This is a genomic window from Blastopirellula sp. J2-11 (assembly GCF_024584705.1).
Lineage (GTDB): Bacteria > Planctomycetota > Planctomycetia > Pirellulales > Pirellulaceae > Blastopirellula.
Genome location: NZ_CP097384.1, coordinates 4,642,303 through 4,659,339, shown reverse-complemented (window position 1 = coordinate 4,659,339; position 17,037 = coordinate 4,642,303). Strand labels below are relative to the sequence as shown.

The 17,037-nt window shown below is 53.5% G+C and carries 7 protein-coding genes; 1 reads left to right on the top strand and 6 read right to left on the bottom strand.

The window, feature by feature from the left end; genetic code table 11:
• Positions 1–19: 19 nt before the first annotated feature.
• The 4 genes from M4951_RS18385 to M4951_RS18370 form a co-directional block, all read right to left on the bottom strand.
• Positions 20–2,440 (bottom strand): DUF1592 domain-containing protein, encoded by a 2,421-nt coding sequence (locus M4951_RS18385; protein ID WP_262023093.1) that lies wholly within the window; start codon positions 2,438–2,440, stop codon positions 20–22.
• A gap of 435 nt (positions 2,441–2,875) precedes the next feature.
• Positions 2,876–6,058: a protein kinase domain-containing protein gene (locus M4951_RS18380; protein WP_262023092.1), complete on the bottom strand. Its 3,183-nt coding sequence runs from the start codon at positions 6,056–6,058 to the stop codon at positions 2,876–2,878.
• A gap of 377 nt (positions 6,059–6,435) precedes the next feature.
• Positions 6,436–6,981, bottom strand: coding sequence for a hypothetical protein (locus M4951_RS18375; protein ID WP_262023091.1), 546 nt, complete (start codon positions 6,979–6,981; stop codon positions 6,436–6,438).
• Between the two features lie 212 nt (positions 6,982–7,193).
• Complete coding sequence (locus tag M4951_RS18370; RefSeq protein ID WP_262023090.1) at positions 7,194–7,766, bottom strand: ECF-type sigma factor; 573 nt, start codon at positions 7,764–7,766, stop codon at positions 7,194–7,196.
• Between the two features lie 613 nt (positions 7,767–8,379).
• On the opposite strand from M4951_RS18370, the gene M4951_RS18365 reads away from it, so the two are divergent.
• Positions 8,380–9,441, top strand: a complete 1,062-nt coding sequence (locus tag M4951_RS18365) for an integrase core domain-containing protein (RefSeq protein WP_262023089.1) — start codon at positions 8,380–8,382, stop codon at positions 9,439–9,441.
• Here M4951_RS18365 and M4951_RS18360 read toward each other — a convergent pair.
• Complete coding sequence (locus M4951_RS18360; protein WP_262023088.1) at positions 9,405–9,785, bottom strand: hypothetical protein; 381 nt, start codon at positions 9,783–9,785, stop codon at positions 9,405–9,407. The genes M4951_RS18365 and M4951_RS18360 overlap by 37 nt on opposite strands.
• A gap of 11 nt (positions 9,786–9,796) precedes the next feature.
• On the bottom strand, positions 9,797–17,029 hold the full coding sequence (locus M4951_RS18355) for an RHS repeat-associated core domain-containing protein (RefSeq protein WP_262023087.1): 7,233 nt from the start codon (positions 17,027–17,029) through the stop codon (positions 9,797–9,799).
• Between the last annotated feature and the right edge of the window lie 8 nt (positions 17,030–17,037).

Below are 17,037 nucleotides of genomic sequence, written 5' to 3'. Positions count from 1 at the left end.
TTTCTAGCGTACTTGATTTCTATCTTTTCTTCATTAATTCAGACAAAGCGACGGCGCGCACAATGTCTCTCAATGAATAGTGATTTTGCTTTGCTTCGTTCACGATCGCTTGGATATCTTCTTGATCGTCTACCGAGAGCACGCGACGCAATCCGTACGAGCAAAGATGCTCGACAAACGCTTGCAGGAACTGGTCATTATCTTCAAGCAGTAGTTGCTTGAACTGTTCTGCGTCGGTGAAAGTACGACCGTCCGGCATGACGCCGCTGGCATCGACAAGCGGATCTTCACCGGTCCCTTTGTCGACTCGTTCGCGTGTGCGCCATTGACCAATCGCGTCGAATTGGTCGAACGCCAGGCCAAGCGGATCGATATTGCGATGGCACGCCGCACAACTCGCATTCTGTGCGTGCGCCTCAATCTTCTGCCGAATGGTCGCTTTGGGACTTTCCGGCGGATTCGGCGCGATGGGATCGACGTTCGCCGGCGGCGGCGGAGGAGTCTTGCCGAAGATCGCCTCGCTGACCCAGACTCCGCGGTGAACTGGACGATGTCGTGTGCCGTCGGAGGTCAAGCCGAGTATCGCACCCATGGTCAGTAGCCCGCCACGATGGTTTTCTGGTTGCAAGGAGACTCTTTGCACGCCCGAGGTCTTGGGTGTAGGCAAGCCGTAGAAATCGCAAAGACGTGAATTGGCCATCGTCCAGTCGGATGTGATGAAAGTCTCGATCGGCAAGTTATTTACGAATACTTCGTGAAAGTATTGGACGACCTCTTGTCGCATGCTCGCTTCCAGCCAGACGTCATAATCGGGGTACAGCTTGCCGTCGGGTGGAAACATCCCCAGACGATGCAATTGCAGCCATTGACGGGGAAAATCTTCGATGAATCGTTCGATCTTCGGGTCGGCAAGCATGCGGTTCACCTGGTCAGCTAGGCGATCGCTATTTAGCGCCCCTTCGTCGGCGGCATCAAACAATGCTTGGTCTGGCATAGAACTCCAGAGGAAATATGACAGACGTGATGCAAGTTCCCAGTCGGTAAGTCGCTGACGGGATTGCGTATCTCCTTCGACAAGATAGGTGAAGTTGCGGCTGTTCAGCACGCCTAACAACGCGACTTGATATGCGGAAAGCACATCCTCTCCAGCTTCACGTTCGGCCTCGTAGGCATGCAAGTAGGGACGAAGTTCATCGCCTGTCACCGGGCGTCGCCAAGCCCGTTGTGCAAAACGTTGTAGATGATTCGTGATAACCTCCAGCGTCGCATCGTGGGGCGGCAATAGACCGGTCCGCTTCGCTCGTTCGGCTTCACTCTCAATAGGGCCTTCCCACTCGATCCAGTCCAGCAGCACGAATGAGAAAATCCCCTTGCCTTGCTCATCGAAGAGCTTGGGGCCGGTTGGATTCAACAACGTGGTCTCACTGGTATGCGTGAAGACATAATCGGATCCGCCGAGAATGTTGCGATGATGGCCTCCTTTGTCACGAGAGATGATGTCGGTGACGACTACATTGAATTCGAGATTCGTGGGCATTTCTAGAAATACCTCGAACTCGATGATTTCTGGTTCGTCTTCTGGTGCTAGGATATCCAACTCAATCAGGCCTTCGTTCGTACCTTCTCCGGTGCTTTTGCCGATACGCAAGTGAGCTGTTTGTCCTCCCGGCGGACGAACGCCGCTAATCTGCATCCTTGCTCGATAAAGCCCACTTTTCGCGACGCCAGCACCAAACCAATTAGGTCGTAATGCCTGCAAATCGCGACCAGGAAAGATCAGCGCGCGCAGCGGACGCTTGATTCCAAAGCGATCCAGGTAAGCCTGTTGTCGTTTACCGCCACCATAGCGGATATCCGCTGCGGTCTTGCGAACCGTTTGCGTTTCGACTGCTTTTTCAGGAAACGCACGGCTCAGCACGATCTCGGATGCACGGTAGTAACGTTCCACGTGGGAGGGAGCAAGGGAGAGCTGTGAGCCGATGCGTTCAAAGCCATGCCACAGCGGATCCGCATTCAATTCGCCTGGCTGAGTCGGATCATAGCGAACCCCCAGCAGATCATAGACCGTGTTCTGATATTCGCGCCGACTGAGCCGATAGTGGGCGACAGGCGGTCGCGCCGCCATGCGCGCGTCTCGTCCTGCGCGGATACGTGAGTCGAGTTGTTCGATAACCGAGGCAATCTCGTTTTCGGTAGGCTGAGGTTCATCTTCTGGCGGCATCTCTCCTGCGTTGATGCGTTCCATGATTTCCGCCCAGAGATGGCCATCCAATCCCGCAGTGAAATCGCGCGACAACTGATCGATTCGCAAGTCCCGTTCTACGGTTTCGGGCCCATGGCAACGGATGCAATGCGATTCGAGAAACGCCTCAAACGGTTCAGCGGCTGAAGCGATCGCAGATCCAGTAACGAATACAAGTGCGATGGAAAATAAGCGCATCAGGCAGGCCTAGTTTGTGGAAGAAGGATCGCAATGCGTCGTTTACAGGCAGGACGCGAAAGCGCGCAAAACGCTCTCAGCGGATTTACTCGCGGGCGCTTCGTACTCGCATTTTTTCGAACTTGAGGTGATCAAGACGATTAGATCGGCATTAATGCCGGCCTCTTTCACGTTCGTCATTCTACTTCAATGAATGGCCGCCCGCATCAAATGACTTCTGAGAAAGTCTTGGTTACAGAATTTATGGTATCGGCACAGAAATTCCGAAGCTTTTTCGTTCTCCTTCGAGCGAAAGGAGCGGTTGATTGGATTTAACGACAATCGTCCGGCCAACGGCGTCTAAACGCATACGCGGCGATTCTCCAAGAATTGGCAGGCGGTCGAGCAGATCTCGCAGGTAAGCCGTGCAGTGCACCGGTATCAAGCGCCAAGCACTTACTCTTTGGGTTCTGCTTGCGGAGCTTCTTGCTGGATTCTGTGCAGGTAATCCTGCTTGGACTGACCATTGATCGTCGCAAGCGTTGTCATTGCATTCAGAACGTTTCGATTTCGGAGCGCCTGATCATGGCTGCACTCAAGAGTTTCCACGGGAAGGCTGTTGATCGATGACAGGTCGAGAGATCCAGGGCCGCCTATCAAAGTTAATTTGCGGAGCGACCCCAACATGCGTAGGGGCGAAATGTCGTGTGAGTTCGCATCGAGCGTCAACCTAGCCTCTGTAATGACGCCGTCTTCACTGAGGGGTGACATCCCAACGCCGGATGTGCCTTCACGAAGTTTTCCTAGAATGGCTTTCATCTGCTTGGCAGGAGGCTGTTGGGAGTGATCTGTCGCAAACTTCTCGGCTGCTTCTTTGCGTGATGCATGCTCTTGCCAATAGATTTTCGTTTCACGAAATTTGCTTGCATTGCTCCCCAACTGCTTGACAGGCATGGAAAACAACAGTTTTTCAGACGTCTCATCAAATTGCGGCAAGTCAAGTGATAGTTGCTCCAGCGGCAAGTCTACGAGTAAGGACAGGTCCGAGACCAGCGTTCCTTCGATGGCCAGTTCTTTCAGCGGCATGCCCACAAGCGGAGACAGATCAGAAATCCGTGTGTGCTCGGTGCGCAGCAACCGCAGCGGAGCGCCAGCCAGCGGCGTAAGATCCGTAATTTGCGTGTTGCTGCAGTAGAGTTCCCTCAAGGGCATTCCTCGTAAAGGAGACAGATCGTTTACCCGGGATAAGCCGAACGATAGACGTTCAAGCGGCATTCCTTCAAGCGGAGACAGATCGGCAACTTTGGTGAAATCACAATTGAGATGGGTCAACTTCATCCCGGACAGCGGAGACAGGTCTGTGACGTTGCTACTGCACCAGAGCATCAGAGATTTCAGCGGCAGTTTGGCCAAGGGAGAGAGGTCGGAAATTTTCGTATGGTCACAATGCAGGTTCACGAGCCGCATCCCCTTTAGGGGAGAGAGATCGGAAACGCTGGAATTGCTGATGTCCAGAGTCGTCAGCGACATTCCGGTCAGCGGCGACAAGTCACGGAGTTTTCCGTGTGTTAGGTGTGTTCCGACACATCGTAATGTCGTTAAATCCGGCAACGAACGAACCGGCCAGAGGTTCTCGATCGCATCTCCATGAAAGGAGAGCGAGACGACGCGCCCGTTGTCGATTTTCTCCTTGACCGTGCCGTCGAAGCCAGGATTGATCTCCGCCAGCTTTTTGCCAACAGCGGACGCCTGTTCGCTCAGAGGGAGTTGGGCGACTTCAGCGAAAAAAGCTTGCGAATCGTTTGATAACCGCTGCGAAACTCTCCTGCGAACGGTAAACGTACCGCTCATCCCGGGCGGATCGTTTCCGGCCTTATTCAAGCCGTAGGTAAAATCTATCCTGTCTCCGGAAGTATCTGTTTGAATAGTTCCAGAATTATTGGCTCCTTTGCCTCCCTTGACGGCGACAACATCCTGGGCCAACCAGGCAATCGATCGGCCTTTGATCGTTCCCCGAATTCTTCTGTCAATCAAACCATCGATCGTAATTCGCCCCTGAAAGGATTCCCCATCCAGTCGATCGATCGAGAGCACGATGCCATTAGGGCCATCCCAAATGCTGTTACTCAACGAAGGCGATGGAGCATGCTCTGGCTTGATGGCGTCCGAAGGTTCCTCGCGGCTGACTCGTACGACTTGCCGACCATTGCGCGAAATCGTGACCAACTCCTGAAGCAGGACTTCACCATCCTTGCTTGCCGTGATGCGATGTTGTCCTGGCTTAACTCGAATTTCTTTTGCGCCTGCGCCGGTAATCACAAGCTCTTCTCCGTCGATGGCGACACTAACGTCTGGATCATCGACTTCGACAATCAGAGTTCCTGCGGGAGAAAATAAGCGAATTACGGTACCACGAAAGTTGGTGATTCCCGTCGCCTCAGTGACGCCAAGGCTTGAAAATAGCGCTAGAAGGATCGCGGCAACCGTCAACCATTGACGAATTGGGCGACTCGCATGGGATGAAACTAAAGGAGGATCTGCAACCAGATTCGCCCTATCCACTACTTGCACAGGGGGATGAGCCAACAGGTTGGATACTTCCTGTGCCGAGGCAAATCGTTTGGCTGGATCTTTTGCATGGAGTTTGCAAACGATCGCGATCAGCCAGCCAGGAACCTCAGGAATGATTTCCTGGATGTGACGCGGGGCTTCATCGACGATTCGCTTAAGTACCGCTAACACTTTGGGAGCACGAAACGGGGGACGCCCGGAACACATCACGTAGAGAACGCTGCCCAGGCTAAAGAGATCGCTACGGCAATCTAACTTGTATCCTTGGGCTTGTTCGGGAGACATGTAGAGTGGGGTGCCGGCAATAACGGCACTCTGAGATTCGCTGGCGTCATCGGCCACGCGGACCAGGCCAAAATCGACTACTTTGACTTGGCCGGTTCCTGATTCAATCAAGATATTTCCGGGAGTCAGGTCACGGTGTATAAGTCCCTTCTGGTGAGCCGCCTCCAGTCCATCAGCAATCTTTTGGCCAATCCGCAGAATTGCCGGAAGATCTAGCGGACCGGTTTCATCGATCAGTTGTTGAAGCGTTTTTCCGTCAATATATTCCATCACCAGAAACGGGATCGGCGTGTCTTCAACGGAATAGATACTGACGACATTTTCGTGACGAATGGCCGCAGTCGCTCTGGCTTCCCGCAAGAATCGTTTTCTAGCCGGCGACGTAGCCGCCATTTCAGGGTTTAACACCTTGATGGCGACAACTCGGTGCAATCGCTGATCGAACCCCTTAAAGACGATTCCGAAGCCTCCACGACCAATCAACTCTTGAATATCATAATGTCCAAGTTTGCCCAGTGATCCAGGCACATCGGACGGTTGCAAGAAACGGAATTCTTCCGGCTCGTCTCGTATCGTCGCATCATTCGTCACCGCACCGGCCTCTCTCATCTGCTCTAAAGCGGGGATACGGAGAAACTCTCCCGACCGTTTCTGCTCTTCAAGCAGAGATTCCACGCGTTTTCGCAATGCCGCGTTATCTCCGCACGCTTGATCGAGATAGGCAGCACGACGGACGATGTCATCAATGTCGAGAGCTTGGTTGAAAATGGACTGCTCATTCATGTGGAATTCGCGGAGATAAATATTGGTAGGGATTTTGTTTACTGCTCGTCAATTCACTGCGCGCCCATGATTGTGCTCCTAAATCCTACTGAGAGAGAGCTTGTTGGTGATGATTATTGAGTGACGCAGATCGACTTGGCGTTTGCTCATGTATGCCGGACGAAGAACTCTGAACTCCGCTCGAATTGTCTCAATGTTTTCGGGAGGAGTTTGGGCGTGCAAGACCACTGGTCAGACAATCGTCAGCATTCTTGCCAGAATACAAGTCATGATGCCGGTGTGGCGTCGTCTATCAGAGAGCATCATTATCGTGAATCCCATCAAGAGGTGGAGCGTGCATTCCCAAACTCAATCCATTTCCGACGATACGGCGACGACTACAAGCGAATGCCGGCAGCTTGGCCAATCATAATTGAATTGGTAAGCAACGCTTTCGTATCCGCACTCCTGACGGCGGTTTCCAATCTACGTATTTCCTCCGGAGAAGCACTGCTGCGCATGGCTTCCACGAACAAGCCGCCGACTAACTTGATCGATGTGCTGGAGAGCTCAAATGGTGCGTTGGCCCGGCCATTTGTGGCCAGAACGCGGATCCCATAAATACTCCCATGCTCGTTATATAAAAAAGCAAGGCGAGTCTCTCCTGCCCCATTCCATTGCCAGTCATAATCATAAACGAGAGCAAAACGCTCCGGCATCTTTTGGCCTTGCTGATCAATGATGTTAGCTTGCATCACATAGGAAAAACTCCGCAAGTCTGCTCCTAAGTGAGTCAGCATCAAGATTTGTTTCGCATTGTGCGGAGAGTCGAGATATTTCTTCGCATTGGCGACGACTTGGGCATCCTGAGCCTGACTGGCCGGCGCTAATGCGAGCAGCCCACACACGAACAACGACATCTTCAACACTCGAAAGAACTTCATGGCTATATCTTTCTCGCTAGAACGGAAGGTGACGGACTAACAACCGGAGATTGTGTGGGCATCAGATGCTTCCCAATTCAATCAAGGTTGTCTGTGCGAACACATCGCCTGACCAATAGGCTTTTTCAGTCGCCTATTTTGTTCCTGCAGTGGTGAGGCTTTCGCACCTACCTATCAGTGCGTAAAGCAGTCGGAAGCTTCGCCAGAAAATTTCAAGAATTTTCGTCGTCGCCGCCAAGTTCGCAGCGCAGCCAAGCTTTGGCGTAGGCCCAGAGACGATCGGCGGAGCGGGGAGAGACGCTCAGAACTTCAGCCGCTTGGCGAAGCGAAAGACCTGAAAAATAAACGAGTTGCACAATCTCGGCCGCCTGTGGGTGAACCGTGGCGAGTTTGCTGAGAGCATCGTCCAGAGCGATTAGATCTTCGACAGGTTCAGGAAGAGTAGCAGTAATTTCGTCATAAAGGTTGTGGCGAATTGCATCGCCACCCCGCTTGAGCGCCCTTTTGTGGCGTGCGTTGTCCACCAGGATGCGTCGGATTGCAATTGCAGCCGCGCCAAAGAAATGCCGTTCGTCTCTCCAAAGTGTGTTGGCATCCAAGCCAATGAGTCGAAGGTAAGCTTCATGGACTAACGACGTTGGCCGACGAGTATGCCCATATTGTTCTCTGGCTAGATAGGTCGCTGCAAGTCGGCGTAGTTCGTCATACACCCTGGGCAGCAATCTTTCCGTCGCTACCCAATCCTCCGATTGAGCACCTTGTGTCACATCGGTGGATCCCGGCATGGGGCGTTTTTATCCGTGAACGTGATGGTGAGCGAAACGCACAACTATACATGGTGATTGTAATTCACTCTCGATGGTGCGTCACTATTCTAGCCAGACGGAATCTAGCGCCATCCGCAGTTTCAAAAGAGACTCGCCGATCAGTTGTAGCAGGCGCCCAATAAGATCAAAACCATTGCATAGGAAAGGGATCGACTCATCAAGTTGGGAGCGAAGCCGGGCGACCGTCCTGATTAGATTGTATGGCTAAATGGCGAATGCCCTGCCCGTGCAGAACCCTCTTCATGAAAAGTTCTCTGCTACCCAAATAACGGAAAGCGAACGCTCGCAATAGGTTACGGGTTCCGAGTCCTTTTCGGTCCCCTTGGAGCGAACCGAACCCTTTACGGAATTATCAGGGGTTTGTCTCGGACCCCGAACCGAACCCTTTACGAACAGAGAACTTTTGCTATGACCCGACTAGACGTTACGACTGTCGTTGAGTCTTAGAGAAATGAAATCGTCGGCGAATTTGCAACTGTTCAGATGCTACTGCGGGGTGCAAAAAAGAAGATATCTCCAGTGTCATCAACGACTTCCGCATCTTAGCACGATGAAGAACATTTACCACAAATTGCTGCTTCTGATCGCCGGATCGACCCAAAAAGAGCTGGCTGCCCAGATCCGATACCTGAAGGTGGAGAATGAGGTGCTGCGGTCCAAATTGCCCAGGCGAATCTCGGTCACCGCTCAAGAGAAGAATCGACTCGTCAAGTTTGGAGGGAAGCTGGGCCAGGCGGTTCACGAGATCGTCACCATTGTCGCGCCGAGCACAATTCTCCGCTGGATTCGCGAATCGAAGACGCCGGTTGGTGTCAAACAGGTTCGAAAAGGACGTCCCAGAACCAAAGAGGAGATTCGCGAACTGATCATTCGTTTCGCCCGGGAAAACGACTGGGGCTACACGCGGATCATGGGAGAGCTCAAGAAGCTTGGCATCAAGCCGCCATCGCGCAACACGGTCAAAAACATTCTGAAAGAGAACGGGCTTGAGCCAGGACCGGAGCGGGGCGAAGGCACGTGGGATGAGTTCCTCAAGATGCATGCCGCCACGCTCTGGCAATGCGACTTCTGCGCCAAGCGGGTGCTCACGCTGAAGGGCTGGCGAGATCTGTATTTGTTGATCTTTCTGCATGTCGAATCACGCCAAGTCTATATCGCGCCGTCGACGTTTCATCCTAATGAAGAGTGGGTGGTTGGGCAGGCCAAGGCGTTTCAGGAGCACGCGAAGTCGGAAGGTCTTGCTGTCGGAACGCTTATGCGTGATCGGGACACGAAGTTCCAGCCTGCGTTTGATGCGGTGATTGAATCCGCGGGCGCCGAGGTGAAGGTGGGCGCGTTCCGTTCACCCAACACGAACGCCTTTGTGGAGCGGTTCATCCAGACGATTCAGCAGGAATGTTTGGACCATTTTGTAGTGTTTGGCGAGCAGCACATGGACCATTTGGTGAAAGAGTTCGTCGAATTCTATCACGAGGAACGGCCGCATCAGGGCAAGGAAAATGAACTGCTGACGTCGAACGATGAGTCGCAGCCCGAATGTCCTCTCGATCGATTCTATCAGTTGTCGCGGCAATGGGCAGGCCATTCCGTCGCTGCTCACATCATCCTGCCCATTGCCGCGACAACCGCATAAATCGCAACAAACGCCAATAGCGTTCGAATGCCGAACTGCGCGCCGCCCAGGCCAGCTCGTCGCGATACGAAGACCCCTAGCCAGTACCCTATGCAGGTAAATAAAATCGAAATACTCCAAACCACAAAACCAAAAAGCAACACAGAGACTGTATGAGGTGCAATACTTATGTCCTTCTGATCTAAGTTTTGAGCGCTCACGACAATGAGTTCAACTATCGCCGCCATTCCTAACAGAACCGCAATCGCCCAGCCAATTCCAAGAAACTTCATTGGGACAGACTTTCCAACGATCGCGCCAATCAACAATTGCACTAACAGAAATGCATAGAATCCGCTTGTCATAAATAGTTACCTTACCATCCTCCACCGCCACCACTACCATCAGGGAAACGGAGTGCAGTCCCCTGTCGCGTCACAAAAGTGGGACCGAGTATCGTATCGCTTTGCCATAATGACGAAAATTTCCCCTGTGGCAAATCACCTACAAGGCTACTGTCAACCCAAAGTCGATGGCTTGGAAAATCGCTGCCTTCAAATTTTTCAACATTGATGTCTGCCGAGTCAAGACAAGCACCAACAGTTATGGTCAATACAACTCCATGCCAAATGTTGACCGAGGTTCGTGGATAGATGAACTGGAATGAAGGCTCCAGCTTTGGGTCTGGCCGTCCCCATGTGAACCAGCCAACTTTCACAAGCCAGGGTGACTCTTGCACTTTCCATTGAGTCAGGTTGATCGAACCATAGATAAAAGGCGCCTCTTGTCCCCCTTGCGAATCGCTTGTGACATTTAGGTTTGAGATGCCGTTAACATCGACATCGAACGCGATCTCAATTTGAGCACGAAGCCGTTGTGTTCCAGATGTCGGCGAGCTTACGTTTCCATCGTGAATATAGCCGCCGTTATTTGTTGCGATTGCAAATGCTTTCAATAAACGTACTTTTTCTGCACTTCCATTGGCACCTATGTTCGTAATTGTATTTATATAGCTTTTCGATACAGCCGTTTTAGTAATACGCTCGAGGCCAGACGGATCAGTCGCGTTAGTCGGGATATTCCCCACATACCGATAAAGATTCTCATCCCCCGCCGCAAACCCAATCGGGTCCTGGCTAATCCAACGGCCTAGTTCGGCGTCGTACCACCGGTTGGTATTGTACTGTAGACCAGTCGCTTCGTCGAAGAATCGGCTGGTGTAGTAGAGATCGAGCGTGTCGAGGGAGCTGTTCGACTGGCTGGTGAATTCGCCGTAGGCGTTGTAGGCGATGTGGTTCACGACGCTGGTGTCGTCGGCAATGGCGTCGTATTCTACCCAATCACGGATGGTGTTTTGTTGATCAGTCAGCGCCCAGAGGACGTCGCCGGCCGCGTTTTCGTCGGCCAGAATCTGGTCGACGCCTGAGCCCCAGAGGAGCCGCTGATCGACGTCGCCGGCGTCATCGATCTGCAGCAAGATCTGACCATTGTCGTAGATGAAGTAGCCGGACTGATCGACCGTGCCGTCGCCGTTGCTGTCGAGGTCGCGGCTGATCAGGTTGTTGAAGGCGTCATAGCCGTAGGCGACCTTTTGCAGTTTGACGTCAGAAACGTCGTAGTTGGTGACGCTGGCTAGGCGATTGCGGAAGTCCCACTCGTAAACGGTATAGCTGCCGTCGGCGATGTTGGTTTTGCGGGTGATGTTTCCTTCGTCGTCGTATGTGTAGTTGTAAGTCCCGTCCGAAAGAATCTGGTTCCCGGCGCCGATGACCTTGCTGCCGTCGATGCGGTTGCCGTTTTCGTCGTAGGTGTACGACTCGTCGGCGGACGTGCCGCTGCGATCGGCGCCGGTCAGTTGGTCGGTATCGTCGTAGCTGTAGGCGGCGTTTTCGGCCGAGTAGCCATAGACGGTGAGTCCGGTCTGTCGGTTGGCGGCATCATAGCTCCACGTGTAGCCCGCCAAGGTGTTGAATGAACCGTCAATGTAACTCAAGCTTACCAACTGATCGGCAGCGTCATAGCCGTAATGGCTGGTCGCCACTAGCTCCGTTCCGGCTACATCGGCGAATCGCGTTATCGAGGTGAACTGATTTTTGTCTTCTGCATCATAGGCAAAATTGACGCGTTTCTCGGCAACGCCGTTGCCACCAACCTGGCCTGCCTGGGTGACCTGCGTCATGCGATTTAGGTAATCGTAGGCGTACATGTTTTCCAGGTCGTCTGTCCCGTCGATTTCAGCTGCAAGGCTAACGCGGCGCCCCAGGGCGTCGTACGCCTCGTCAATCACCACGTCAAAGCCGAGTGTGGCCAGGTCGTGCTCAGAACTGGTGTTGCGGCCAAGGTTATCATAAGTGAACGTATAGGTTACGGCTGAATCACTCGCTTCGACCAGTTGCGAAGCGGCGTCATAGCCGTACGTGATGGTGTGGAACGTTGACATCCCATCCATCCAGTTCTCGGCGATGCGGCGCTGGAGATTGTCGTACACGTAATCAATGACCCGGCCATTGCGGTCGGTGTACTCGGTCAAGTTGCCGGCGGCGTCGTACTCGTAGTAGCGAGTATCGCTCAACTCGTTCGTGTTGGTCAACATCCGGTTGAGGGCGTCGTATGTCCAGGTGGTCGTACTCTCTTCCGGATCGGTCAGGGTGAGCCGGTTGCCGTTGGCGTCATAGGTATACTCGGTCTCGCCCCCTTCAGCGTCGGTCTTCAGAATCAGTCGGCCGAGGTTGTCGTAGTCGTACGAAGTCGTGGCGCCAGCGGAGTTGGTCTCGGTGAGTTGATTGCCCTTGGCGTCGTAGGTGTAGGTCGTGACGCTTTCTTCATAGATTCGGATGTTTGAGAAGAGGCTGACGGCGGCATCATTGACATCATCATCGTTTCCGAAGATCAGGTACAAAAATTCTCCGGTGTAAAAATCGCCAACGGAAATCTTGTAGTGCTTGACGCCAGGCGCCGATGCGTCGTAATCCTCGTACTGATTGCGAGCCCAAGTCTGTGTGCCGTAAAGCTTGAAAATATTGTCGTTGGACAAGGTGTTGTTGTCGTCTAGGCCAATGCCCTGAATTTCTCCTTCGACCGTGCTTTGGAAATTAAACTCGATCACCGTATTGGCTGTCACTTCGTAGGGTAAATCGATTTTCTTCCAATGATTGCCGGTGATTTTCAAGGTGGCGCCGTCATCGAGGATCTCCACGCCTCCTGCGGTGTCTTGACTGCCGGAGTGACCGGTGACAGCGACTGCGTTGAAGTCGATCGACGGAATGCTGTCGCTCACATCAGGCTGAGTGAGCTTGCTGAGTCGGCCCAGCGCATCGTATTCGTAGGATGTCGTGCCGTCGTTTGTGGTCATGGCGACCATGCGACCAAAGTCATCGTACTGATACGTAGTAACAGGCGCCGCTTGCGGCCCTGCTCCGTCCGGGTCAGGCTCGGTGATCGAAAGCTGTCGGCCCAACGCGTCATAGACGTAGGTTGTCGTACCGCGAGGATCGGTCATCGTCGCGACTTGCCCGGCGGAGTTATAGGTATGGCTGACAGTCTGGCTTTCGGCATCGGTAGTGCTGGTCAATCGTCCGTCGATGCCGTAGATGTAGGTAGTCACTGGAGCGGCCAGGGAGCCAGCCCCGTCCGGATCCGGAAGCGTCTCAGTGAGCGTTCGTCCTAAGGCGTCGTACGTGTAGGTCGTCGTCCGACCGAGCGGATCGGTCATGCTAAGCAGTTGGCCCGCGGCATCATATTCATACGTGGTCACGGGAGAGGTGGCCGCGCCAGCGCCATCGGGATCTGGAAGCGTAATGGAGATTCGGCGGCCCAGATTGTCGTAGTCGTAGCTAGTTACGTTCCCTAGCTCGTCCGTCATGCTGACCAATTGGCCTTTGGCGTCATAGGCGTATTCGACGTCAGGAGATGCGAGTGCGCCAGCGCCATCTGGATCAGGAAGAATCTCTTGAATCTTGCGGCCGAGGTCGTCGTATACATACGTCGTTACGCCGCCATTTGGATCGGTCATGCTGGCCATTTGGCCGTAGGCATTGTAGGCGTAGCTGGTGACCGGTGAGGTTTGCGCGCCGGCTCCATCCGGATCAGGCGCGGTAACGGTGACAATGCGATTGAGGTTGTCGTAAGCATAACTGGTGACATTTCCCAGCGCATCTGTTTCGCTCAAGACGTTGCCGGCATCATCGTAGGTAGTGCTTGTCGTCGCGGGGGCCACCTCTTCATAGACGCGCACGTTGGAGAAGATGCTGACAGCGGCGTCGCTGGCGTCGTCGTCATTGGCGAAGACCATGTAGAGGAATGAGCCAGTGAAGTGTTCGCCCACGTTGAGCTTGTAATGCTTGACGCTAGGTGCAGCGGAATCGTAGTCCTTGTACGTCTCGTTACCCCAGGTTTGAGTTCCGTAGAGATTGAAGATCGTGCCGGTGGAAAGGGAGTTGTCGGTCTCAAATCCGATTCCCTGAATTTCACCTTGAATGGTGCTCTGGAAGTCAAACTCAAGAACTGTATCTTCCGTCACTTCGTACGGTAGCGCGATTCGCTTCCAATGGTTTCCGGTGATTTGTAGCGTCGCTCCAGCGTCGAGGACCGTTGTTCCGCCAGCGCTATCCTGGCCAGCATAGCCTTCGAATGTCGTAGAGCTGAAATCGATGGCGGGCTCCAACTCGTTGGGATCAACCTCGGTCACTCCGGTTTGACGACGGCGATTGTCGTAGGAATAGCGTGTCGTGCCAGACGGAGTGGTGACGGCGGCGAGCATGCCAGCCGCGTTGTAGGCGTAGGCCGTGACTAGGGTGCTCAGCGGACCTGCGCCATCGGGATCGGCGGATTCGACTTCGACGCGTCGATTCAGTTCGTCATAGCTGTAGGCAGTCGTGCCGAGCGGCGTCGTCTCGGAAAGCAAATTTCCTTCGGGATCGTACGTGTAGGTGGTCTCGACGCCAGCGGCGTCGGTATGACTGGCGACACGGCCGAAGAGGTCGTAGACCGTCGTCTCCGAAAGTGCGACGAGTGCGCCAACACCATCGGGGTCAGGATACGTCACCGAGATTTGGCGACCGAGATTATCGTATTCATAGGTCGTCACGCGACTGAGTGGATCGGTGATTGTGAGGATCTGGCCGTTGGCATCGTAGGTGTAGCTAGTGACTGGCGCCGAGAGAGGACCAGCGTCATCGGGATCAGGCTGCGACACTGAGGTCAACTGGCCGCCCGTGTATGTATTGGTCGTGATATTTCCAAGCGGATCAGTAACCGTGAGAGCATTACCGTCCGAATCATAGGTATAGCTCGTCTCGGGCGATGTGAGTGGGCCGGCGTCATCTGGATCTTCCTCGGTTACGGTATCGAGTCGTCCTTTAGAATCGTAGGTGTAAGTCGTGGTGCGACCGTTGACGGATTGGGTCGACAACAAGCCAAGCGAGTTGTAGCCGTAGCTGGTGACGGTCGCGGAAAGGGGGCCTGGGCCATCGGGATCGGCGGTGGTGATGGAGATTCGCCGCTTCAGATCGTCGTAAGTATAAGTCGTCGTGTTACCAAGTTCATCGGTCTCGGTCAGCATACTGCCATTGGAGTCATACGTGGCGCTGGTATAGGCCTCGTCTGCCGTGCCGACGGCGTACGTTGTCTTGGTGCGATTGCCGATTTCGTCGTATTCGAATTCGGTGAGAACGCCATCGGGCGCCGTCATCGACGCGACCAGACTCATCGGAGCATCGGTCGACAAAGTCGGCGCCGGCGTGTAGGTATAGCTGGTCGTAAGATCGTCGGTTTCCAGATTAATCAGATCGTCGATCTCGCCGATGACGCTGGTTTTCGACAAGAGAAGTTCGTAAGTTGCGTCGTATTCGTAGAGTGTGATGTTGCCGTTGGCGTCGGTGTACTGGATTGGCTGATTCCAGGTGGAATGATAAACCCAAGTACGGACCGACAAGTCAGGCAGCGTCTCGGTCAGCTTATTGCCGCGGCTGTCGTAGGTGTACTCGTAGATCGAAGGCGCCAATGGACCCGTTCCATCCGGATCGGGGAGAATTTTCTTCAGCAGTACACCGTTGGCGTCCCGCTCGTAGACGGTTTCGTTACCTTCGGCGTCGATTTCACGCGTAACGTTGTCCATTGAGTCTCGCCAAGTCTTGGTCGAGCCAAAATCGTCGGTAACGGTCTCGTAAGTGTCGCCAGACGAGATCGCCTCGAGTGCTGGCGAGTCATAGTCAAGATACTCGCCCCCTGAGGTTTCCACCGACGCCAAGTTTCCGGTGTAATCGTAGGTCCAGGTCGTGACCGCTCCGTCTGGAGTGGTTTTGCTCGTCATGCGGTCGGAACTGTCATACGCATATGTCGTCACCAGGGTGGGAAGCGGGCCGACGCCATCGGGATCTTTGCGAGTTGCGGTCGTCAGCAGTCCGCTGGTGTAGGCGAAAGAAACCCAGTCTCCGCGCGTGTTTGACGCGTTCGTCAGTTTTCCATTTCCGTCGTAGGTAATAGTCGTGGTCAGAAACGGTTCCACAATCGACGAAATTAGCTTCTTACCAAGGATCGTGACGTAGTTGTAAGTGGTTATCCTTCCTTTGGCATCAGTCTTTGTAAGCACGAAGCCAGCAGCATCAAATTCATAGGCGTTTTGGTCTGCGTCAACCAGTTCATAGCCGCCGCCCATTAGCGAAGTAAGCGCGGAAAATGACCCCGGCGCGGATTCAAATCCGTCCATGCCGTCGTCGCCATAATAATCGCCATCGCTCCCACTTAGGATCATCGCGCCATTTTCCCCGATCTCTAACTTTGGAACCGGCGAGATCGTCACCCCCTTCGAGAAAAGGCGAATCGCCCCTGAGCTGCTAAGCGGGCCACCAATTAATTGGTGCTCGTGCAATGGGCCATAGTCGTCCTCTGGCCCATAGTCGTACGAATTCAGTTCAGAGGTGTACTCCACAAATTTTGCATCACCGAATGTTGAACGAGGAATGGAAAAGACAAAATGAACGATGGTTGGATTCGCCGACACTGTATTGTAGACAAAGTTCTTGGTGAGAGATTTGGTTTCCGTCACCAATCCAGAAGAAGTTGTCGCCTTGAAGACGACTTCCATTGTGAGCGTATCGCCAACAAAGTTAGAGCTCTCAATTTCTGCGTCAAAAGCCACAACAACAGTGTCTGGACTTTGCTCAATCAAAGCTTCGATTGCGCATCCGCAGGACTCCTTTGCCGTCGAATGCGTGCTGCGCGGGGTTACGTTCTCTAGAGTAGCCAAGTACGTACCGTCGTAAACACTGATTTGCTGCGTTCCATTGACACCGCTTACATCGTAAGCGTCACCATCGACAATGCTGACGACGAGAGTTTCTGTTCCTTCGACGAGTCCGTCGCCGACAAATGCGAATCTCAGACCCAACTGCGTATCACCGAGAGTCAATTCAAACGTAGAACTGGTGATTTCGACTCCGAGCACAGTAAGCACATAGTCATCAAAGCTAGCTGTCCCACCAATCGAAACCGTCACGACGACAGGTTCTGGTGGTTCCGGCGCAATGTTCGTATCCCAGCCAACATCGAAATGGGTGATATGCAAATTGTTCGGATTTCCGAATTCATCTTTGACATAACCCGGTTCCATTCCAGGAT